This window comes from Shewanella sp. FDAARGOS_354, assembly GCF_002209245.2.
Classification (GTDB): Bacteria; Pseudomonadota; Gammaproteobacteria; order Enterobacterales; family Shewanellaceae; genus Shewanella; species Shewanella xiamenensis.
The window spans coordinates 1,303,910-1,324,967 of sequence record NZ_CP022089.2; the positions used below are offsets into that span (position 1 = coordinate 1,303,910).

The following is a 21,058-nucleotide window of genomic DNA, read 5'->3' on the forward strand; positions in this document are numbered from 1 at the left end:
TTATTCATAACCAGGTGCTATTTTTAAATTTCCCACACCATATAAGGCACCTAGATTTTTCAGCGCCAGTTGAAAATCTCTTGGCTCTAATTCGGACTTTTTAGAACAATCCACATGCCATTGGCGAAGCAAATAGCCTGCGGTTGCCGCTCTAATCTCAACCTTTAGAACGCCACCCGTCATGCCATAATCCAGTTCAATCGCTTCGCTGTGCTCAATACGTGGGTGCGGCACTAACTCCAGCTCTACAAATCTGTTCCATTGCCGGTCTTGGGTCTCAAGTTCAATCTCTAACAGAGTGGAATCCTCAAGCACTACCGCTGCTTTAATTCTGGTTAGTACAAAATCTCGGAATTCACTATGCTCTGAAGGATCCCCTCATAAATCAGCCATAGCATAGCCATATTTGAGCAACTGATTGGCGAATAATACCCAGGCCGCCAGCAATTCTTTCTCCGTGATTTGATAATCAGGCCGCCTGAGCACCTCCAATCCCAAGCGAATCGTTGAGAGTACCGTTCGATGCCCAATGGTATTGGCCTGAAAATGCTTATCCCAGCCCTGTTGCTGTGCGTGTAAACCAACTAGCCACAACAGGCATTGAACCATCAACGCTATCAGTAGGATGATGTCGAATCGCTCTGGACTGTTGGTACGACTTTGGCGTAAGCCAAAGCCGTATGCCGGGCTTTTGAGGTCACGAAAGGTTTCCTCTATTTGCATACGTTTGGCGTACAGGTTTACCAGCTGCTTTGGGCTCCGAGATTCTGGTGGTAAATTGCTGGCTAACACCCAAGGCTCTTTCGCCGATGTTGAGTACGTTTTTGCCGATGGATGGTGGCAATTAGTCCTCGTTGAACGCTGATTTGTACGCCCCTTAGGTTTGCTACGATAAAGCGTGAGATGGCAATTGATAGGGTTAGTTTTGGTCAAGGTCTTACAACCCAGGCTCTTCGCTTGACCGTTGGCCAAGTCATGTGTACTGCGAACTGCACGCCAATTTTCAGCGCCAATATCTGCAAATTGAACTGTACCGCGAATACGGCTTAGCCAAAACCAACCATGCGCCTCAACCTCTTTGTACCAAGGCACTTTGAACCCCGCGTCAGTCACGATGAGAGGGGTAACATGCAAAGGTAAAATCTTGGCTAAGTCCGCTAAAAAACCGTTGTGGGAGGCCTTAGAGCATTGTTCTGATAGGGGATAGGACTTCTCATACAGGGTAATAGAGCGGCCATTGAAGGCTATTGAGGCGCGCAGAGCCATGATGCGTTTATGCTCTCGGATGTCTGACCAATCGACGAGCACAATCGGCATAGGGTTACCAGAACAGATGAGGCTGGCATGCCATTGGTAGACAGCTAACCGTTCTTGATGCAGATGCGTGTTGCCGAGCAAACGATCAATGCGCTTGATGTTGTGCTTGGTTCGGGCCGTGGTTGGTAAATTTCGACCTAACTCAGTCAAGGTCAGTGTCTTACATTCAATCAGTGCCTTAGAGGCCAGCATCAAGCTGTTTAATCGTTTTAGGTGAAGTTCTGGGCAGTATTGGTGTAAAGAATGTTGTAGGATATTGGCTTCGCGCATCTTGTTGTCCAAGTGTAGTTTTTAGCGAAACCATTTGATCATGCAACAAGATGCGCTTCCACTCTAATTTGATGATTTATTTGTAAATCATCAGGGGATTCTTCAGCACTATGCTTGCGGTCAAAACCACGAACATGCCAACGCAGTCCATTGTCCACCAGCGTATGCGGTACAATTTCACGCGTTGTTTCACCACTCGATAACGACACATAGGTGATGCTCAAGGCTTTGCCTTTGTGTATGGCCTCAGTGACTTTCGCCACTATCGATAAACTCGGTTTGTTAAGGTGATAAGGCGCTTCACAGGCCAACGGGGGGGGGCGCTGGCCAGAAAAACCATCACCAAAGCCTTGGCTTAAGGTGGCTAGGGTTCTGATCACATCAAAATCGAAAAGGGATATAAAAGATGCAGCCTTAAGATGTTGCTTACGCTTTTCATCATAAACCACATTTTGCGGGGCAATTTCTTTATAACGAGCAAAGTCTTGGGTCGCTACGGAAGGAGCAATATTGAATCGTTCAACGAGATCGGTTCGACGAGCCTCACCTTTAAACATCAACACAAAGTCAATGTGAGCCAGTCGCTCGCGCTGCGCAAGCGTTAAACTTTCCAATGTTAGTTGAGTCAAGGTCTATCCTTAGCATGCTCACATGGTAGTACAACAAACTGAGAATTGTTATACAATCTACCGAATTTAAGTAGGCTAATATTACCAATTAGTTTACCCAGCGGCTACTTTTATCAAGTGTGGAATTGTGATTTGAAGCAAAAAGTTAGCCTTCTTTAACGTGCTCAAATTTCAAACAATTATTTATAGGCATGGCTCGACTCGCCGGACATTAACAAACCTGAGATAGGTCTAACAATCCATATGCACAACTTGTCTATAAACAGTAAGAGACACTTGAGGACGACAAGTGTCTCTTGATAAACGATTAGCGCGGTTTATATTCGAGTACTCTCTTACGGTTCGGCTTAGCTTTTACTCTCCCAAAATCAGCACTAATGTATGTGAATTTTTCTAAGTACTCACAATTCAGTCTTGTTGGCTCCTCTACCAATTCTCCTTCATCATTTTTTGAGAATGCTTGGGCACGGAGAAAACATTTACAGTTACCAACAGAAAACTCAATGACCGAATCATCAATACGACCATCTCTAGCCGTATTCTGTTTATCTAACTGCTTGATTGTTAAAACCAGCTCCAATAGATACGCATCTTCTGACTCATAGCGTTCTAATTCCTGCAAAAAGTACGCTTCATCCCCCTCTGAAAATAAACATCCACGCTTACGAACTTCATCTAATGGCATTTCTTCCATCAGGTAGGGATGGCTATGCATATTACCAAGGCGGTAGTAGCCCAGCTGTTCTGCAAGCTGCTCTTTTAAGTCTTCAGCTTCACTAAGGCTTTCAACAGAACCACTTGCCATTTTGGCGGAAGTATCAACAGAGACAAACTGGATTAAGTTATGATATTCCCCCTTGTCCTCATTGATTTCAACGTCACCGTACAGCGAAGCATGAAATTCAATGCCACTGCGCTTTTTGCCTCCATGCTTAATAACAAAGGCTTCGAAGCCATTGAGTAACATTTGGGTCAAAGCATCCTGAGTAACTTCTACAATATGGTTCATTCTTCATCCTTTTTTGAATATAACGCTAGTGCGCTGTCTAATTGCTTAATTATGCTTGCTCTCAAACTTTCTGGTTCCATCACTTCAACATTGGCAGCGTGCGACATAATCCACCAGCGCAGTTGCCAGCTATCAATAACGGTGGCGGTTAATAAACACCATTCATCATCAATTTTGCTAAGCTGCATATCGTCGCTTAACGGTTGTTCTTCAAGGTGATCGGCTTGCTGCACCTTCACTTTTGCTTTAAAGGTTATTAAACCCACAGAACCTTCACTGGTGAATTGCATGCCACCAGTATCGAGATAGGTTTGTAGGTTAAAATCTCGTTTTGGATTCGCTTCGCCATAAAGCTCTGCAGCCAGCATGCGATGCATGGCAAACCGGCGCACATCTGTATGCTTCCCAACTGTTGCCAGTAGATACAGCACTTGGCCTCGCAGCACTAATGCTAAAGGTGCTAGTTGGTAAGATTTAGGCCCAGACTGATGAATGGGTTGATAACTCACTTCAAGCTGCTGTTCGCGTAACACTGCATTTTGTACTCGTTCCAACACCTTTTCATCAATAGCAGGCGGCGAGCAGGAAAGGTCTGGCTCAATACTGGCAAATTTTTGGGACCAATTAGCCAATGTTTTTGATTTCGATAGCGTACTTGCTGCTAGTGTAAATTGCGACTCTAGTCCCTTAAATAACAACTTAGGTAGCAGCGACGTCAGCGAGCTTTGCACCAACAGCAGTGAAATACTGTCTGAAAATGAGAGCCCAGTCATCAGCTCAGTACGACTATCACGTTGCCAATACCAGCGCACCTGGTGGCCGTCTCTATCGCATTGCAGTGGGAAAATATCTGCCAAAAATGCAAGATCACGTTGAATAGTCCGCTGCGTCTGGTTTACCCCTTCAGACGTCAAATAATTGCGAAGCTCTTCGGTTGTCTTACGTTCTGCAGTCCTTGAGAGATATTTCAAGATCATCCATTGACGATGAACTGTATTCACCGTTTTACTTGGGCACTTTAAACCATCCTTGTTTGTCATCTATCGTTCTCTGTGTCCAAACTTTCTTATATTGGGTTTATCAAAGCCAATTTCCCAAAACATTGCAAGTATTCAGCTTTAGTATGTGAACAACCTATCAAGCCATCACTCGGATACAACTCGTCAAAATAACGCACTAAAGCTTCTCCCTCACGCATGCTGAAGAGAGTTCTACTACAGAGAAATAAAAACGCTTCGGGCACAATATGACGCATCAGTTCGAATAGAAACCAAGGGTCAGCATTACGCAGGTATAACTCTTGCACATAACGTTGAAAATAGGGCTCAAAGTAGTCATATGATGCCGGAAAATATAATGGCACAGTTGCCAAAGCACGGATAAGAGGACTTTTGGGGTAGTACTCATTTAGCACTGTCGCCGCCATAAATAATTCTGCAAAGTAACAATCAAACTTTCGGTCTCTTTTCGTTCTGAACCGAACTTTACCTTGCGCTAGACCATTTTCTAGTGCCGCAGAAGCGAACCAATCTGCCTCCTGCCAACGACGCTTGTCACCTCGAAAACGGCGGTTAAGCCTTTCACATCGACAGAGGTATTGATCCAACACGGTTTCAGCGGCAGTGATCAATGCTGCAGGGGTGGCATCATTTCCAGCAAAGCTACCATTCTGTATATGACGCTTTAGCGAGATATTATCTTCCAAAAATAAAGTGTACAGTCGCTGTAGTAACGGCTGGGAAAATTTGAAGCATGAGGCCGAATAGATTATGTCTTTTTTCAACCATGCAGCTAAGCCCTGTAAGGGTTTTGACCACGAGATTACAAACAGACGCATTAACAGAAGACTGTCAAAGTACTCGTTTTCAAACTCTTGCGATCTCCAGTCATAAATAGCCGAAAAATCATCACTTTCTTGGAGAAAAATTATCGGATTATGAGAGGTTAACTCCAAACCATCCCACCCCTTAACAAAATCATTAAAAACGTAATTGAACAGCTCATCCCAATACTGACTCATCATAGCGTTTACCCCTAAATGCCAAATAATGCTGCAACTAAAGCAACATCCTGAGCAATATGATGCTAGCTTTAACGTCAAATGGTGTCGTCAATATCAGTCGAAAGATAAAATTTTGAGAGAAAATTAATACTACTTTTGCAGCAGATTTAACAAGAAGAGGAACGATTTGAGGCCGCTCCATCCCTCTGCGCTATCCTTTCCAAAATCCACTCCTGCACTTCGCTTTCCACCCATGCAACAGATCTACTGCTCAGCTTCACTGCTTTGGGGAAAATACCTTTATCGACATACTTGTAAATGGTTGAACGGGCTAAACCTGTGGTGTCAATCACGTCTTTTATTCGAATTAGCTTTATGTTTAGTGTCATGCTGAACTCTTGGTAATGGTTTCATTCCATTAGATATGCCAGTAATTTTTAACTTTTCCAAATATTTTTAGATATATATCACTCCAGTGCATAAGCCCATTAACGCTTTCAAGGAGCCTGATATGTCAACAAAAGCGACTGAACCTAACAACTCAATAGACCAACCTATAAACCATTGGCCGCAAACTGCCGAAGCGATCCTAGCCTCTGCCGCCAATATCATTGCCGAGCGCTATGTGAAGAAGGACGCCTATACCAACCCTCAAGCCACTAAAGATTTTTTAACTTACAAACTGGGCGGTTATGAGCGGGAGGTGTTTGCGGTAATGCTGCTCGATAATCAACATCAATTACTGGAGTTTAAAGAGTTGTTCTTTGGCACGTTAGATGCTGCCAGTGTTTATCCAAGAGAAGTGGTTAAGGCTGTGTTGGCCGTTAATGCGGCGGCGGTGATTTTTGCCCATAACCATCCCTCCGGCGAGTCTGAACCTTCGGCTGCAGATAAGCACATCACTCAACGATTAACCGATGCATTAGCACTTATCGATGTGCGCGTACTTGACCATATCGTGGTGGGCCGCACACCAGTGTCCTTTGCTGAGCGCGGCTTACTCTAGCCAGTGTTTAAACCTATAACGCCAAATCAAGGAGTCCATCATGATTGAATTTACCGATAGCTTTTCACAGGCCTGTGTTGCCGAAGCCTGCGCTGCTTTTCCTGAGCTGCGTAATCGCTTAGCTGTTGAACTCATTTTGCCGATGTTTGTGCGGCCACTTAATGCCATGGGCCAAGTGATTGGCAAGCCGATTGTGGCACCGAATCCAAAGCTACATAAAACCGTATTGAGTGTGTTTCACCGTGATTTGGTTGAACACTTACCCAAGGAAATTGCCTTTTGCCGCTATGTTTGCCCCTGTGACAGTTATGGTGTGCCAACAGGCGAATGGCAAAGGGTGATCAACGGGGTGTACTTTAACCATGGCAGTAATGAACAGCCTAATTGGAGTGTGCATACCTAAAAACGATTACCTGCCCGATATCCTGCTCCCTAGCCAGCTGTATTCAGCGTTTGTACTCGCCTTGGCATTTATCACCGCTCTCGCTAGTCCGCTAACAAGCAAGCCATTCCCTTAGTTTCATCCTTTAACCATAGAGGTCACTATGACAACCCTAAAACTTTTCGATATTGAGCACGCCTGGGGCTTGCCCCGTAAAGTGTCTCCCCGCTTTGGTGCGAGACTGATTTTACGCGGTCTGCACTTGGATTATCTCCATGACCGCACAAGCTTTGTCGGTGAATTTCCATCAGCAATTAAACAACAATTTGTCGAGGCCTTTCCCGCTATCGTTAAACAGCTTGAGCGGCTGGTGGCCGAAGGCGAGATTGATGCTACTGAGCAGCACTGCGTGAGCATTGAACACGCAGGCTTTACCTGTGAGGCCGATACCTTAGGTAGCCACGGCTATTTGTATATTGCGATTTATCAAACCGAAGCTAAACCAAAGCTAAGCCACTGACCACCAGCAACTTCGCCCTCACTCGATAACTTGTTCTAACTCGTGAGCCAGTACTAATCCCCTAACTGTAAGCACCTAGCCCTCCCCCCCAGCTTAATAACCCTAACAAGTAGCCCATAGCGACTCACGTTAAACAGCTTGACCAACAACTGTTTTCAAACCGCATAGACAACAAGAGCCAAGGCGCAGTTACGCCTTAGCTCTTGCGTATGCCCGTTTTTAAATAAGGAATATTCCATGACATTAACTATCAAGCGTAACCAACTGCCAGCGATGCCCGATCGTTTTTACCAAGTGATTGAAAAGGAACTGGCCAACGTCACACCAAAAGACGCCAACGCCATCACCCTTAATTTTCGAGATCCTGATTACAGCGCCGAAGCGGGTGACTTTCATCCCGTCGAAGTCAGGCTTGAGAAACAACAAGATCACTGGCGTTTAGTCTACGTCACCGACTTTGCTTTTCGCGGTCATCCCTTCCCTGAACTGGTTAAAGATATCGATATCTGCTTTAACAGCAACCAGGTCTATAGCCTGTTTAGCGGCTGGATTGGGGAGCGGGAATCACAGGAGCTGATTAAGTTGTTCAGCGATAACTTTGTCAGTTACTACCAGATGGAAGTCTATCAAGTGGAAGTGAGTTTGGATTAACTCGCCTCGCCCTCATTTCGCGCGAACATCCTAATCATATCTACCGGTTTCAGTTCTATCGCTATCAACAGGCCAAGCGCATCACTCCCGCGCTAATCAGTCTAATTCATTGCGACAAGCCCCTGTCGTTAACAACCTACCCTGCCCGCAACGCCTGTCGTTCGCGGGCTTTTTGTTTTGGAGTCCACCATGAAAATACATCGCGAAACCATCCTGCCACTGCCAGAGCACTTTTATGAATTGTTGGAGCAGCAACTGGCAGCACTCAATAACCCGAGTCTCAACAGCGTCACTTTTAACTACCGCGATCCCGACTACAGCTATGAGAGCGGCGGTTATCACCCAGTGGAGATCAATCTCTACCGCCAAGGTGATTGCTGGTATCTCAATTACTTTACCGACTTTGCTTACTGCGGCGGGCCCTTCCCTGAGCTTGAGAAAGAAATGGAAGTGCTGTTTCAGGAGAAGCAGGTCTACAACAGCTTCTTTGGCCGCTGTTACCTCGAGCATGCCGACAGCCAGGTACGGCTGCTGCTGGAGAACTTTTGCAACTACCTCAAGATGGAGGTGTACCAGGTTCAGGTCAGCACCGACTGAACTTGGTGCCCACAAAGGTATTTTGGGAACCAAGCAATGCAGGCCCGATGCGGGTTTGCGATGTGCTGGTACCCACATTCATCACATAGCTAATTGAGGGAACCCAGCATGAACGAAGTCGAAGCGGTCAAGAACCGCGACACCATCAAGCTTATCAGTTACCTGCTCGAACGTCACTTTGGTCAGCAGATGGCCGATGTCTGGAATATCGGCCTTAACCTGGCCCTTAGGATCTCGGACTTACTGGCCATCAAGTTCAGCGATATCAACGGCGACCGCTTAAATATCATTGAGCAGAAGACCGGTAAACGCGCCAGCATCAAGCTCAACCCGAAGACGCTGGCATTGATTGAGGCGATCCACCAGCGTCACCCTGAACATATCTACCTGTTCCAATCCCACCGCTCGAGCCAAGCCAAAGACCTGCAGGCCCCCGCGAAACCGCTGACACGGCGTGCAGTCGCCAAAGCGTTTGCCTTTGTCGGTGACGATATCAAGTTAGCCCTGGGCACCCACTCGATGCGTAAAACCCGCGGCTATCACCTGTATCAAGCCTGCAAAGACATTGGTCGGGTGATGCGCATGCTGCGGCATCAATCGGAAGCGGTCACCCTGCGTTATATCGGCATTACTCAGCAGCAAGTCGATAAGGACTTTGTCGAGCTGGAAATCTGAGTCAATCAACACACCCTATTCAACCCATTAGCAGATGCGACCTAAGGTTATCTGCGTTGTTTTTCTTGGAGTCCATACCATGTATACATTTCATCCAGGTGATCATCTGGTCACCAATATCGATCCGCTTGGCTTAACCGAACACCATGGCCTGTATGTGGGTCATGGCCATGTGATCCACTTATCTAAACAGGGCATCATCGAAGAAATCAACCTGCAGCAATTTGCTGGTGGCCATAGCGTTAGAGTAAAGAAGTCCACGCTGTTTCCTCATCAAGCCATTGAGCTTGCACGCAGTCAGCTGGGTCACAGCCCATACGGCGTAGCTACCAACAATTGTGAGCACTTCGTTAATGAATGCTTAGCGGGAAGTAGCACCTCCAATCAAGTAAGTAATCTCACTCACATGGCGCTGCAAGGCTCTGCCAGAGCAGGCTTACTGGGGAGAAGCGCGTCAAAGCTGGCCACGGGGACTGTCGCAAACGTCGTGTTAGCCTCTACCGCCATCAAAATGACTGGTGAATACCTAGGGCTACCCGATAACGTTAACACGCTGCTAGGCACGCCTGGAGATCTTGTCGCTAAGCCTGCCGAATGCTTACTAAAAGGCACCAGCCAAACTCTAGGTGAAAGTTATGCTTGCTTACGCCAAGGTGAGATAACCGATGCGGGGCTCAAACTCGTCACCGGCAGTGTAGAAACTGGCTTAAACACCGTGTTGACGACAGCAGAAGTGGGCATCAATGGTGTAAAAGCCGGTGCAGAGCTGATAGCCGATGCATGGCATTGGTTAAGGTCATAATGCTTCTGCGACGGTATTGAGTGCTAAGTCAGCCATTAGCCAAACCCTATAAACGAAGCGGCATGTCGCCGCTATCGTTTTTATCCTTATTGCGATTACGTTGAAGATTAGCGTGATGACGGCGTAACATTAGTGCCCAGTTAAGCGATACAAACTATCTTCTATCATCCTTGAGCTTTATGGCGTTGCTCGAGCAAACAAGTATACCGTGTAAACAATATTTTTTTGTACCACGTTATGCTAAGGTATTACCTAGTAGTACTAAGCATTACTTTTGGAGTCACAGATGAGCACAATCAAACCCGTGTCGGTTAAATTAGATGCCGATATTAAAGCCAGAGTCGAGCATTTAGCCGAAACCCGTAAACGTTCATCACACTGGATGATGCGTGAAGCGATCCGTGAATACGTTGAGAGAGAAGAGAAACGCGAAGCTTTGCAGCAAGAAGCGTTACGCGCATGGGAAGAACACCAGACATCAGGCTTGCATGTCACCGGTGACGAAGTGGTAAGTTGGCTGGAGTCCTGGGGGAGTGAAAATGAAAAGGCAGCCCCTACATGCCACAAATAGTCTTCACTGCCACTGCATTACGTGATTTAGAACGCTTACGTGAGTTTCTTCGCAGTAAAAATCCCCCTGCCGCACAACGGGCTGCCAGCGCCATAATCAATACCATTAGAAAACTGGAAAGCTATCCAGACATTGGTCGGCCTATCGATGACAATGACTTTAGCTTTAGGGAACTGCTCATCGACTTTGGTGATACGGGTTATCTGGCAATGTACCAGTATGATGGCGGCGAACGATTGACCGTATTGTGTATCCGTCACCAAAAAGAAGCCGGATATTGATAGAGATGCATCAGCAAAGAGGTTTTCTCATGGATGTGCAATTATGAATATACTGCTGCTCTCTATAAAGACAAAAGCAAGGGATTTGAGCCCCTTGCCCTTTACGTCCCTATTTGTACTAGCAGCAATCATGCTAAGTAAGTTAATCACCAACTTTGTAACCGACCCGAGACACGACTACAACCAAAGTTGTGATTGCCATTTCCATAAATTTTCGTGTCAGTTTTAGCAAAATAACTTAATCTTTTAAACAAGTCTTGGTAAATGTAAGTGAAATCAGCTTGGTTACGGCACAGTAAATATTGAGCATTTTCTGGGAAATGGATCAACCCTTGAACATGGGAAATATCTAACCTTAGTGCACTCGCCCAAGCTTTGTGAATACGGTTATACATATTAGCCCGACCCAATTCAAACTTTCCTAAACTTTTATACGCATGGCCATTGAAGAACAAACAGACATGGTAATGACACTTATCCCTTCCGCTGATCTCTTTAACCCAGATGTAAAATAACTCACTAGCATGAACCTGACCGTCAGTTGTGTTTCGCAGTTTCGCCTGATAATCCGCTTTTAACTGGGCTTTCGATGATTCGAAGAAACGGGTGATCACTGCTGTATCACTCGATTCAAACATATCAGGAAATCGTAGATCAACTCTTACCGCAAATACCTTTGAATAATTCTGCACAACGCAATCCATAACTGAGCGAATGTTAAATAAATACTCTTCAATTGTACCATTCTTAAGTGAAAGTGTGTGTAATCCATCATATTGAGGTGTTGTTAGCACCGTTAAATTTCTATTAAAAATACTACCCATTTCTAACTCTCCTTTCCCAATCACTATTTTAAGGGTGTAGTTAACCACTCGAAATTAACACATTAATTTCGATGAATAAAAACACCCATGTAGCACACCAGACAACTAAATTAAAAATTAAGCAAACAACATATAAAACACAGATATAATACTATTAACACCCTAAATAAAAACTATCTAAAACCAACCAGATTAAAACAACATTTTAAACTTATGCAATAAAACTAACAGTAACCAACAGTTATAGTCACTCTGAATTAATATGCATAGTATAATACAAATTAAAGCGGTTTATTATGATTTAAAAAGCACGTTCATGAATAGCGCGCCAGATCTTCATCTAGTTTATCACAGTCAGGTATTTGATGGGATAATAAATCTATTACTCTAGTCTTAAATCTCAAAAATTCAACTATTGGATTGCTTTGCTTTAGATAATCTAATGCAACTTGTAAATCGGCTTTTTTACGAATACACTTTGGACCGTACTGTAAAATAAAATTTTTCCTCATGTATCTTATTCCAGAAGCAACAAATGGTTTCAGCCATTCGTTCAGCGCACATGCATCCAGCACATATTTTGGTGGTGGACAAAAGACTCGCATAAAATCATTTGAGAAATAACTTAACAACTCAACGGCTAACCACAAGGATTCTACAGATATTACAAAATCACCCGGATGTTCGAAACAATGGATCAAGGCTGCAACCCTAGCAATATTCTCTGGCACCTTGGATGCATGGTCTTTTGCACATTCATACATGCCACCAGGGCCCATTTTAATTTCGATGTCATTAGCAATATCTAGCCACACATTTTTAGCATCATTTGAGAATGTGACAGTGACCCTGTTCCTATAATCTTCCATAGCAATGACATTTAATAGTAACTGCTTTATTCTATCGTTAAATTTTTCAGTCGCTTTCTTAGAAAACTCAAATCCACTAACTTGTCGGTAACCACATAAAGAGATAGGGCAAGTCACTATTGCTCGAGCAAAAAAACCATTTCCCCTCAAATCATCTTTCGACCGACCAAGAAAATCTTGCAATGCACTCCATTGAGTCATGATATGCATCGTTAGTCTTGCATCAGACACCACAAAAGACTCTAATGTTTTTCTATCTATATTGACATCCCCTCCACTCCAGAATGAATTAATAACTGGGGAATTTCGCATAATAGAACTTTTAAATAAAACCCCACCTTCATCTGAACCTAGAAATGCATTTGGTAAGTTTTCATATAATCCTAAAAGCAATGCTTCTTTGGTTATATCCTGATAAAGAAATTTGGGTGCTCTTGGTTTTATCGGTTCAGCATCACGATGTGCTTGCAATTCATTAAGTGCTAATTCATATTTTTCATCATCTTTTTCCTTTGATAGGCGTCTTCTTAGCCTTACCGCTTCTTCATCATGAATTTCCTTTTTTATTATATATTTATTATGTGTGCTTCGGAATTCTATCAGTAATTCTTTTTGTGCTGCCTTAAGCACTTCCATATATTGGCTTTCAACAGTTGATTTTCGCTCACCAGATTCGGCTATCGTAATTGCCAATATTGACACAGGACATATTTTATTAATTGGGAGCGATACATTAACTGCCCCCTGTAAAGCAGCTGAAATAGTGCTTAGCTGAACTAACGCGATCATGCTATATGGAGCCTGAACAGATTCAAAAGTTTCAAAAAAAGCATCGCGCATTAACGGAGCAGCACTTAGATTTGGAAAACTGCCATCCGAGATAGGAAAATAATTGGGATATCGAGAAAAATTCATAAACCACCTTTATTTTAAAAGTTAATTACTCGTAAGGTCAGAAAAATCTTCTACCTTGCAGCCACTGTTCGACTTCTTGCATGTACCAGCCTACGGCACGAGCGCCAAGACAAACTTTTCGCGGAAAAAGTGGATCAAACCTGGGGGATTTGGGATTGAGTTTATCGTAGATAGTTGAACGCGAAAGCCCTGTAAGCTGAACCAAGGTCTTCAGTCTAATAATGGAATTGCTTGTGAGAGTTGTGTTCATAATCGTCCTCAGAGTTGTGAATAAACGTCTACAACCCTGAGATTAGATGGTTATCAAGCATGAATAAACGGGGTAAAAACGGTCCCCTTTGCTCACCTAAGGTGCATTATCCATTGTATTATATGCGTTTTTTTGGTCCCCTAAGAAATTTACTTGGTCTTAAAATTAATTCTGCGTATTTAGCATTATCACTCGAAAAACCTTCTTCTTCTCCTTCTTTTCTCTCTAAAAACGCTATAATTTCAGCTGTAATATTTTTATTGTATTTTTCCTGATTATGCCAAAAACGCTCGAGGCAGTAAGTTAAGTATGGAAACTGGCAACCATCTGCAATGGTTTTATCTTTACCGCATAGGCCATCGGGATTAGGGTTGAGAAAAAAAGCCGCCGCTTCTGCCTTTTTTTGAGCATAACCGAGTTGATTCATAATCAACTCTACCAATCCTTTAACTTTGGGCGGATTAGCCGTTTTCCCCCAATAGTAACGGAAGCCTAAGATAGATAATTGGTCCAGATCGGATTTATTACTTAGGAAATCTTTAACATAGTAAGGACTTGTTTCGGGAATGTCAGGAATATCTATCTCTCGTTCGAAAGCTTGATTAACAAATGAAAGAATATCACGTTCAAAAACACAGACTGAATCAATTGTAGTCTTCAAGGATACAAGTTCATTGTCGATACTATTTTCTCGCGCCAAAAAATTAAAGTTTTTCCTCGTAAAACAAAATTTTATTTTATGAGTATATTCATGAAATTCTGACTGCCCATTAATTCCCAAGTCTTTAGCGTTAATAGGTACTTCATGTCTGTCTATATATATATCACTACTCACTAATTCATGATCGAGATTTTCAGTATGCAGGTAGAATTCAGTGATGAACTTCAAATTAACAATTCCGTTTTTTATTAATACGGCCAAGTCATCACTCCCCAACCTTAGATATTCTGTTTTCGGAACCAATGTCGCCGGAGGAAATGATTCAGTCTTTTTATCTCTCTCTGGTAAAATCCTTCGTTGCTTAGAATTCTTTATTGTCCGCATTATAGAATTTCTAATATTAAGTGAATGCCTTTCATAGACAGCCCAAACATTTATATTAGCAGGAGGAAAAATTAAGACGGGTTTATTTTCTTGCAAAAGATGCTGTATAACTTCATCTACGCTAGTATTTAATTTCACATCCGATAACATTACAATTTTTTGCATTGACACATCCATTTTATCTGCTATTTCTGCTATTAGTAGCAGAAATAGCAGATAAAATGAATTTGTTTTTTAAAATTTTCCCTCACTAGATAGCTTAACTCGTGAATATTTTCAACCTTTTATTGTGACCATGTGTAAAAAAATGCTTAAAGTGGGCTTTAGTAATGTGTCAAGAGTTAGCACTCTACACCTTGGAAGTTTAAGCAAACAAGTTCACTTTACTGATTTTCACTTCACTATAAGAGTCTGGAGGCCTATCACTTTACGCCAGTAACTCAATCCAACTCCTTAATTTGCATCCCAAACTGATCCACTATTTGCATAGAAATGTGAGCCACTGTTCGAAGTCTAAACAGTCGACTATCCTTGATAAATTTCAGACAATTCGGGGCAGTATAAAATGCAAATCATGAACTGAAATGGATCACTTAAGATGCAAGCCAACAATGCGTGATATTGTTGTTCTATTTGGTCTTCCATGACCACTTCGTTAGTCCTTACTTAAGCGGCGCATTTCGATGCAGAAATCTGCAAATGCTTTGCTAGATATCAACAGATTTTGCATCTCAGACATCTTTGAAAAATAGGTAGCCGTTTGTTGATCAATAGTGGATGTTTCGCCGAGAAAGCTTATGAGGCTACGATAGATAATAAGCGGATGCCATGGATTAAGTTTCTTACTCACCCTAGTTCTATCACTCAATATCCAGTCTTTCGATAAAGCTTCCATCAACTCACCAACGAGCAAGTCATAACACCCGTTAGATTTAAGCTGCGGCTGCAATTTAGGATTAACGCTAACAATACAAACGGCTATTGGCCCGTCGATAAGAAGATCGGGGACTTGGTGATCATTTCCATCAATCACAAATCCACAAAATACTCCTGGAGTCCAACCGCTTTCTTCGCTATCAGGATCAGTGTATGAAAATTCCAAGCCTATGCGTCCATAGGCATCATAGCGCCCTCTTGCAGTTTTATTCCTTGGCGGATGACGGTACTGCACATCACGGTTTATTGATTGGCATAAAGGCCATGCCAACTGCTCGCATCGGCGTACCATCTCATATAGCTGCTTATCAATGTTTTTAACGTCGTTATAGTAAGAAATCGCCAAGGGGTTTAAGGGGGTAGAGTTAACTAGGCCGTTACTTTTTAATAAATGCACAAATTCAGTTCTTAGCCATACTGTTTTCTCATCAGCATCACTAACCGAACCAAACAGTTCAACAATCTCATACCAACAAAGCGCTATATTTGGAGATTGCCGATGTTGACCAGAGTGAGCTGTAATCAAAACTATCTGAAAAGGCTTATTGAAATGTTCTTTGGCATAGTCGCGATAATTATCTAATTGGTTGTGATGTAACTCAGACCATACTTTATGCTCAAATATCAAGCAGAAGTCATCATCAGCTGACGTCCACATTAAGTCCGGGAACTTACTGCCAAAATTAACTTGAGTTTCAATATCAACGGATTGAAACATCGATGAAATCTCTTGAGCGTAATTCACTGCCTTCTTCGCCAGCAATTCGCTGAACGCTTTACGTACAGCATCATCATGTTTAAGCAACCAAGCGAACGCTTCGGTGATAAAATTTTCAATCGGTGAATTCTGGTGACTTGCGGCGTACTTACTTACGTTAACTAACAAACTATCCAGCATACAGTTTCATCCTTGTTTTTAATTTAAACGTTACTGCTAACGCAACTTCCCGAGCATGAATTACTAGATGAGCGTTAACTTAATCGCCTTCCAATTATGTCGAGCTTTTGATTTATCCCAACTCAAAATTCTCACAGCACTCACCTGTGACTCATTTTGAATATCTCCGATCAAAAATGCCGGTACAAAGGAATCCTCCACGAATCCAAATCCCTTAGGCGCAATGCGGAGTTGCCCTTCGACATGAGAAACGTCTGCAATCTGACACGACGGACAAGGTATGCACATAACTACCTCTTTTTCGCCATTGGTTTTTGATATCGACAGTTCAACATAATCACCGACCTGTGGTCGTTTACCTTTATAAATCCCCATACGAACAGATAAAGAGGTCGATTTGTTCACAAACACCTGAAATCCCTTACCTGATTTATGAATACTCTCGATAACAGCAGTGATTTTATCCACTGGTCCATGCAAATAATCCAGCGCATCGACAGCCAAGCTTCTTAAATATTCCTTCAGGGATTTTTCGTTAACGCTGGCGTCATACCAAGGCTGCATTGCTAGCTGATTTAGCTCGGGTTTCACTTTCCAACCGTGATTTTGATAGGCCAAAATAGCAGTTTTCAAGCACATCGAAGCCTCTAACCAACGCTGCGTTTGAAGCAGCAAAGGGACTACTTCCTGCAGAAGAGGCAAACTAAATGTCACTTCATGAGCAGAAATGATGCCCTTAGCAAAAAATTTAATGGCTAAATCTACATTTTCATGAAGGAAAGTCTCTGCAAGAACGCTCCATGCCCATGGTTCCTGCTGTTTCTTACGTAAAATGGGTAGAATAAGGGTACGAGCTTGTTCGAATTCTCCTGCAGTGATAAAGCACTTAGCCTGATCGTAATCAAGCCACATCAGATGCTGAGTATCTAAAACCTGCTGTCGGGTGGTGTTGATGAACTCATTTACAAATTTTATGTCGATTCGCCACAATTCACGGTAATTAAGGCATGCGCTCGCCACTTGTCTTGCAGATGAAAGCATTAAACTCGGTAATTCACCTTTTTCAGTCTGAAATGGGGTTTTAGCCTCTTCATCAAACAGCGCAGTTTGATGTAAAAGCACAAAATGGATCAGCGTTGGAAACCATTCGAGGTTTTTCTTAAATTGCACCAACAACATCTTGTACTCTAAACCGCCTAGAGGGATTTTAAAGCTGATGATGGTGCTCAATAGCCGCTCAACTTGCTCGAACTCATAATTGCTTGGACGATAATTCTTCGAAGATGCTCCACGTTTAGCAATCTTTTCTTGATATTGTTTAATGTACTCGTAGCAAACCCAAAATAATGCCCCCTTCAAGTAATTATCTTGCGGAGCATTTTCCAGAGCTTTAAAGCCAAACTCCCACGCGCCTTTTAAATCACCACTCTTTCTCAAATTTGTGACCGTACGATTCACGGACTCGTTCATGACAAGGCTCCGACCTGGCTTAATATCTCATCAATCAAGCTTGCCGAGTTACTCAACTTAGGCATCGGCTGCGCTTTGGTAAACTGACTGTCTTTGTTGTACCAAAACTCAATAACCGCCAACTCTCCCTGCTTCACAATGGAATAGCGTTCACAAAACTCCCTTGGCTCAATCTTATGAATGTCTGCCCCAACAAGGTCAATCTGCGCTTTGACATTGTGATAAAACTCTTCTAAAAAGGGTTCCGCAAAAGTAAATTGTGAAATTTCAGACGAGTCAGGGATATCGAGCAAAGTTCCTTCAACTGGGCCGAGTAGTGCAGTTAGCTCAGCATCAAATCCACTTTGACCAATGCTTTTAATACTTGAAACTTTCCAGTTGCCTTTGTAATTGATACTTATCGAGGCTAGCTCATTCCCACGCTTGAATTGGTAACGTTCTTGGTAGTTATAGTGGAGCACATCTGTTATCGATATCCCGGTGCCCTCAATACATCCACAAACAAGCTGCAGCAATCGTTGCAGTTGTGGTATCTCGACTTTTAAGTCACTCGGCTCAACGTTTTGATAGGTCTCTATATTGTGCGAAGGCATTGGAACAGGATCGGACTGATAACCACCAGCAATAATTAACCCATCCCCCAGTTTTAGTTGAGGCGGGTTCATTACATACAACTTGTCTGAGGCCCGTGTAATCGCCGTATATAGCCATCTAAAGTAGTTTTTGGTTAATACCTTTTGATGTGTTTCGCACTGCAGGAACACATTCTTCCATTCACTTCCTTGTGCTTTATGAGCCGTAATCGCATAACCAAATTTAATTTTAAACGCGTTAAAATAAGGGTCTTGCATCAATGCAACTCTGAGTTTTTTCTCATTACCTTTACGCCGCAGTTCTGGGTGCCGATTCAAAAAATGAACATAAATCGCTTTATGTTCATCCGATGATAAGGAGGGGTGATCGTTATACAGCAGGTTTTCGATAATTTTGGCTTCAAAGAAAAATGGTTCGCCGTAATCATTACGAAAAGCAAGCACAACATCGCGAAAACTCAGTTCGACTCTGACTTTCACCATATGGCCGTCGTCACCTTTGTTAGTAATAAACACAGTGACAACTTCAGGTGCAGGAGAGAGTACCTCCTTAATCATGCCAAATTCACCGTTAGTAATAGTGGCATCAGTTCGATAATGGTTTGCCACTGAAATGATTTTATCCCCGCCAACCATTTCCAGTTGACCATTAAAAAAGTGCTCTCTCACCAACCGGTTATACTCACCTACTTGCCGATTTGAGCCAGCTACAATAATGTTTTCACCGGTCTTACTCACTTTGCCAGCACAGGACGATAAGTATGTCTGTAGCAACGCATTTGACGACAGCTTACACACATCATCGCCATTAACATCGAATTGCAACTTATTGAAAATATTCTTGGATAACCCGTCACGCAACATGGCCGCATTGGTTAAAATACCACTTTCACCTTTTTGTCTTACTACTTCAGTCAACGAACCAGACGATATGGTTACTTGATATTTTTCACTTAGATACTGCTCATCTAACGCTGGTGAAGTGCTCATGCCGACTGGTGGTAACTGAGCGTTATCACCGATAAAAATCACCTTTTTGTTATGATCGTTATGGTCAAAATTGATGTACTTCAGCAAATCTCTTAAAAGATACCCAGAGCCAAACCGGAAAAATTCACCATCTGAATATTTATCAGACACCATTGATGCTTCATCAATAATGTAAACCGCTTCTGCAGTGTCAGCGTTGACTTTAAGTTCTGCGTAACAGCGGTAAGTTTCTGAGCCTTCAATCCCATCCACCGCATATTCTTTAACGTTGTCGTAGTTATAAATCATCCGATGAATAGTACAGGCGGTTTGTCCAGTTTTATCCCCAATGACCTTGGCAGCTTTGCCAGTCGGCGCCATGATTGCGAACTGCCGTCCGATTCTATCTAGGTACTGAGTAATTCCCTTGGTCACAAAGGTCTTCCCTGTTCCCGCATAGCCGTTAAGCAAAAACACGTTTTGACTTGTGTCTTTCAGAAAAGTGTCTATCTGTTTAACGATCTGTACTTGCCCATCAGTAAGTACTACATCCTCGAAGCAATCAAAAATATCGATGTTGCGACGGGTCAAATTCATATCAAGATCAAAGCTGGAGGCAGACGCCATACTTGCTACTTTGAAATCTTCGCGAATGCGCGCTACCGATACCTCGTGCTCCACCACGAATAATGCTTGTTGCTTGAGTTCAAGCTCAATTTGCAATAACGCTAGCTCTTTTTTAACGTTGGTAAGTGCATCGTCTTTTGTCGTTAACTCGGCTAAAACCGATTGATGCTCTATAACAGTAGTTAATAGCTCATGTTCGCGCGCATTAATTTCCTGTCGTTGCCGAGCTATCTCTGCCTCTAAGCGAGCCGTATGATCTAATGGTTTTACGGGTTCAACAAACTCAGGAGGAGTAATAGGGTGATTCAGTATCACTTGCGCGTACCAGCGCCCCACCAAATAAGCTTCTTTGATTAGCCAATGCACTTCATTAATTGACACATCAGCTGTACCACTCAACGAATGTGCAGCCTTATTGCCCTTACGGCGCAACACATCCAATTTGGCCAAAATGCCTTTATCACCCACAGCATCAGCGAACTCATAACTTTGCAACCGATTAAATAAATCGTCTTTTTCAGGGGCAATAAGCGACAGTCTGGTGTAAATATCCCCAACAACGAATTCGGTAAAACACCTAAGTTTCACCAACGCCGCCTGCCGATCATCATGACAATAGAGCTCTGCACCTTTACCGAATTCCGCCAATTCAGGCCTTATATCGGTTAAAAAGTTAAAATTACTCATTTGCATCCATTCTTCATTCCAGTTGCTGAAATTTTTAACCTCAACGCAATGTTACCAGTTCAATATCAACGTAACTAACACTTGGATATGTTTACCACACTCCAGCGCGATAATTGTTAATTTGCATCAAAAACTGATCAACTATTTGCATAGAAATGTGAGCCAAGATTTGAGGTCTAAACCGTCGACTATCCTTGATAAATTTCCGGCAATTCAGGGCAGTATTAAATGCAAATAATGAGCTGAAATGGATCACTACAGGA

General features: G+C 42.9%; 21 protein-coding genes and 2 pseudogenes. 9 read left to right on the forward strand and 14 right to left on the reverse strand.

Going from position 1 to position 21,058, the window contains the following annotated elements; translation table 11 throughout:
• The 7 genes and pseudogenes from CEQ32_RS05925 to CEQ32_RS05955 all read right to left on the reverse strand — a co-directional run.
• Positions 1 to 363, reverse strand: a pseudogene (locus CEQ32_RS05925) (WYL domain-containing protein); the annotation flags it as partial.
• 15 nt (positions 364 to 378) lie between these two features.
• Positions 379 to 1,587 (reverse strand): IS4-like element IS10A family transposase, encoded by a 1,209-nt coding sequence (locus CEQ32_RS05930; protein WP_001206290.1) that lies wholly within the window; start codon positions 1,585 to 1,587, stop codon positions 379 to 381.
• Between the two features lie 110 nt (positions 1,588 to 1,697).
• Positions 1,698 to 2,216 (reverse strand): annotated as a pseudogene (locus CEQ32_RS05935) (WYL domain-containing protein); the annotation flags it as partial.
• 307 nt (positions 2,217 to 2,523) lie between these two features.
• A complete protein-coding gene (locus tag CEQ32_RS05940; protein WP_011626014.1) occupies positions 2,524 to 3,225 on the reverse strand; it encodes a hypothetical protein in 702 nt (233 codons plus the stop codon).
• Complete coding sequence (locus CEQ32_RS05945) at positions 3,222 to 4,265, reverse strand: helix-turn-helix transcriptional regulator (protein WP_088585689.1); 1,044 nt, start codon at positions 4,263 to 4,265, stop codon at positions 3,222 to 3,224. Before CEQ32_RS05945 ends, CEQ32_RS05940 begins: the two co-directional genes overlap by 4 nt.
• A gap of 26 nt (positions 4,266 to 4,291) precedes the next feature.
• Positions 4,292 to 5,248, reverse strand: a complete 957-nt coding sequence (locus CEQ32_RS05950) for a hypothetical protein (RefSeq protein ID WP_088585690.1) — start codon at positions 5,246 to 5,248, stop codon at positions 4,292 to 4,294.
• A 146-nt stretch (positions 5,249 to 5,394) separates the two neighbouring features.
• Positions 5,395 to 5,604, reverse strand: coding sequence for a helix-turn-helix transcriptional regulator (locus tag CEQ32_RS05955; RefSeq protein WP_192959167.1), 210 nt, complete (start codon positions 5,602 to 5,604; stop codon positions 5,395 to 5,397).
• A 134-nt stretch (positions 5,605 to 5,738) separates the two neighbouring features.
• On the opposite strand from CEQ32_RS05955, the gene radC reads away from it, so the two are divergent.
• The 9 genes from radC (at position 5,739) to CEQ32_RS06000 (ending at position 10,712) form a co-directional block, all read left to right on the forward strand.
• Entirely contained in the window at positions 5,739 to 6,233 is a 495-nt protein-coding gene (gene radC, locus CEQ32_RS05960; RefSeq protein WP_192959155.1) for a RadC family protein, read from the forward strand.
• 40 nt (positions 6,234 to 6,273) lie between these two features.
• The gene (locus CEQ32_RS05965) at positions 6,274 to 6,636 is read left to right on the forward strand and encodes a hypothetical protein (protein ID WP_088585692.1); all 363 of its coding nucleotides are present in this window, start codon (positions 6,274 to 6,276) and stop codon (positions 6,634 to 6,636) included.
• Positions 6,637 to 6,778: 142 nt separating this feature from the next.
• On the forward strand, positions 6,779 to 7,135 hold the full coding sequence (locus tag CEQ32_RS05970) for a type IV toxin-antitoxin system YeeU family antitoxin (RefSeq protein WP_122040745.1): 357 nt from the start codon (positions 6,779 to 6,781) through the stop codon (positions 7,133 to 7,135).
• Positions 7,136 to 7,372: 237 nt separating this feature from the next.
• On the forward strand, positions 7,373 to 7,786 hold the full coding sequence (locus CEQ32_RS05975) for a DUF2787 domain-containing protein (protein ID WP_088585693.1): 414 nt from the start codon (positions 7,373 to 7,375) through the stop codon (positions 7,784 to 7,786).
• A gap of 189 nt (positions 7,787 to 7,975) precedes the next feature.
• Positions 7,976 to 8,383, forward strand: coding sequence for a DUF2787 domain-containing protein (locus CEQ32_RS05980; protein ID WP_088585694.1), 408 nt, complete (start codon positions 7,976 to 7,978; stop codon positions 8,381 to 8,383).
• A gap of 108 nt (positions 8,384 to 8,491) precedes the next feature.
• Positions 8,492 to 9,058 (forward strand): site-specific integrase, encoded by a 567-nt coding sequence (locus tag CEQ32_RS05985; protein ID WP_037430233.1) that lies wholly within the window; start codon positions 8,492 to 8,494, stop codon positions 9,056 to 9,058.
• 79 nt (positions 9,059 to 9,137) lie between these two features.
• Positions 9,138 to 9,860, forward strand: a complete 723-nt coding sequence (locus tag CEQ32_RS05990) for a lecithin retinol acyltransferase family protein (RefSeq protein ID WP_069455085.1) — start codon at positions 9,138 to 9,140, stop codon at positions 9,858 to 9,860.
• A gap of 286 nt (positions 9,861 to 10,146) precedes the next feature.
• Complete coding sequence (locus CEQ32_RS05995; RefSeq protein WP_011920070.1) at positions 10,147 to 10,431, forward strand: CopG family ribbon-helix-helix protein; 285 nt, start codon at positions 10,147 to 10,149, stop codon at positions 10,429 to 10,431.
• Positions 10,419 to 10,712 (forward strand): type II toxin-antitoxin system RelE/ParE family toxin, encoded by a 294-nt coding sequence (locus tag CEQ32_RS06000; RefSeq protein WP_011071641.1) that lies wholly within the window; start codon positions 10,419 to 10,421, stop codon positions 10,710 to 10,712. Before CEQ32_RS05995 ends, CEQ32_RS06000 begins: the two co-directional genes overlap by 13 nt.
• Before the next feature lie 146 nt (positions 10,713 to 10,858).
• Here the strand turns inward: CEQ32_RS06000 and CEQ32_RS06005 are convergent, their stop codons facing one another.
• The 7 genes from CEQ32_RS06005 to CEQ32_RS06035 form a co-directional block, all read right to left on the reverse strand.
• On the reverse strand, positions 10,859 to 11,536 hold the full coding sequence (locus CEQ32_RS06005; RefSeq protein ID WP_069455086.1) for an inovirus Gp2 family protein: 678 nt from the start codon (positions 11,534 to 11,536) through the stop codon (positions 10,859 to 10,861).
• A gap of 314 nt (positions 11,537 to 11,850) precedes the next feature.
• A complete protein-coding gene (locus tag CEQ32_RS06010) occupies positions 11,851 to 13,320 on the reverse strand; it encodes a YfjI family protein (RefSeq protein WP_069455087.1) in 1,470 nt (489 codons plus the stop codon).
• 37 nt (positions 13,321 to 13,357) lie between these two features.
• Entirely contained in the window at positions 13,358 to 13,570 is a 213-nt protein-coding gene (locus CEQ32_RS06015) for a helix-turn-helix transcriptional regulator (protein ID WP_080612395.1), read from the reverse strand.
• A gap of 118 nt (positions 13,571 to 13,688) precedes the next feature.
• On the reverse strand, positions 13,689 to 14,780 hold the full coding sequence (locus CEQ32_RS06020; RefSeq protein WP_069455088.1) for a cytoplasmic protein: 1,092 nt from the start codon (positions 14,778 to 14,780) through the stop codon (positions 13,689 to 13,691).
• 490 nt (positions 14,781 to 15,270) lie between these two features.
• Positions 15,271 to 16,449, reverse strand: coding sequence for a PD-(D/E)XK nuclease family protein (locus tag CEQ32_RS06025; RefSeq protein ID WP_069455089.1), 1,179 nt, complete (start codon positions 16,447 to 16,449; stop codon positions 15,271 to 15,273).
• A gap of 63 nt (positions 16,450 to 16,512) precedes the next feature.
• A complete protein-coding gene (locus tag CEQ32_RS06030; RefSeq protein WP_069455090.1) occupies positions 16,513 to 17,919 on the reverse strand; it encodes a DUF7017 domain-containing protein in 1,407 nt (468 codons plus the stop codon).
• Complete coding sequence (locus CEQ32_RS06035; RefSeq protein WP_088585695.1) at positions 17,916 to 20,801, reverse strand: AAA family ATPase; 2,886 nt, start codon at positions 20,799 to 20,801, stop codon at positions 17,916 to 17,918. The genes CEQ32_RS06030 and CEQ32_RS06035 overlap by 4 nt, the downstream gene beginning before the upstream one ends.
• Between the last annotated feature and the right edge of the window lie 257 nt (positions 20,802 to 21,058).